Annotated in this window: 1 protein-coding gene; it reads right to left on the reverse strand. The window is 66.8% G+C overall.

What is annotated here, in order from left to right; translation table 11 throughout:
* Positions 1 to 178: 178 nt before the first annotated feature.
* The gene (locus ACIRB1_RS47100) at positions 179 to 1,417 is read right to left on the reverse strand and encodes an IS701 family transposase (protein ID WP_403470126.1); all 1,239 of its coding nucleotides are present in this window, start codon (positions 1,415 to 1,417) and stop codon (positions 179 to 181) included.
* Positions 1,418 to 1,576: the final 159 nt, after the last annotated feature.

The raw sequence follows: 1,576 nt of genomic DNA on the forward strand, positions 1-1,576 counted from the left end.
CTAGTACTCCAGCAGCACTTTGACGTTTTCCCTGCTCAGGGGCGGTTTCGGTGAGTGTAGTGGGCTGATGGTCGGTCCGTGTTCTCTTTCCCGGACCGCCCCTCGATCGTGTGCAGCCGCCGCTGATAGTGGCAGCGGCGCGCGACGGCTTGGTGTCGTCTGCGCCAGTGTGACCATCTCAGCGCGCGTGCGCTGATGAGGTGTGGGTGAACGGCGACGGGTGAGTGGCCAGTTGCCAGGAGCCGCCGAACTTCTGCCACGGTGAGGGGCGTGAGGCAGGAACCGTTTCTGCTGCCCCCTTTGCCGCGGCATCGGCGGCCATGACGGCCAGGAAGGCATGCGCCAGCATGGCTAGGGTGATGTGCCGCATCCAGCCGGTGTAGCGGCGGACTTCGTACTGGTCGAGGCCGCATTCGTTCTTCGCGGCCTGGAAGGCTTCCTCGATGGCCCAGCGCATCCCGGCGACGCGGACGAGGTGCTCGATGGTGGTGTCGAGCGGTGCGTAGGCGAGGTAGTAGGCGATCTCCTCGGGCTTGCTGACGCTGCGGCGGGCCAGTGCCCACCGCTGGTGGGTGGGCATCTCGCCGTCGAAGTCCTCGATGGAAGTGATCTGCAGGGCGGCCCAGTGGTAGATGCGCGGGCCCTTTGCGCCGTCGCCGCACGAACGTCGCTCCCAGGCTTCGTTGGGTGCCTGGGCGAAGAGGTGATCGATGCGTCCGAAGTGCGGCACCTGCTGGGACTTGGGGACCGCGAGCACGTATCCCAGGCCGGTCTCCTCCAGCATGCGGCGCAGCCGCCACTCCTGGCCGTAGGCGGCGTCTGCGGTCACCCAGGCGATGGGCAGCGGTGAGGCGATCGCCCGCAGCACCATGGCCTTGGCCAGGTCGGGTTTGGTGGCGAAGGCCCGCTCGTCAGGGATATGGGCGGCGCGGCAGCGGTCGCGGTCGTCGGTCCAGGACTTGGGTAGATACAACTCCCGGTCCACCAGGGTGCGTCCGCGGGTGGTGGCGTAGGCGGCGAACACGCCGATCTGGCAGTTTTCGGTGCGGCCAGCGGTGCCGGAGTACTGGCGTTGCACGCCGGCCGAGGTGGTGCCCTTCTTGAGGAAGCCGGTGTCGTCGAGGATGAGGATTCCGTCGGGTTCGCCGAGCCGTTCGGCTACGTAGTACTGGAGGTCGTCGCGGAGCTCGTCGGCGTCCCAGCGGGCGCCGTTGAGGAGCCGCTGGAGGCGGTCGGGTGTGCGGTGTCCTGCGTATTCGGCCAGCTGCCAGCCGTTCTTGCGGCCAACCGGACCCAGCAGCCCACGGATGTAATCACGCATCCTGCGACGCGGCTCAACCCGCTTGAAGCGGTGGCCGGTACGCAGGAACAGTTCCTCGAGTTCGTCGTTCCAGATCTCAACTGCACGCTCGTCGATCACGCCGGGAGGCTGCCCGGACCGCTGCCACTATCAGCGGCGGCTGCACACGATCGAGGGGCGGTGCGGGAAAGAGAACACGGACCGACCATCAGCCCACTACACTCACCGAAACCTCCCCTGAGCAGGGAAAACGTCAAAGTGCTGCTGGAGTACTAG

The organism is Streptomyces sp. NPDC096013 (assembly GCF_044763565.1).
Classification (GTDB): Bacteria; Actinomycetota; Actinomycetes; order Streptomycetales; family Streptomycetaceae; genus Streptomyces.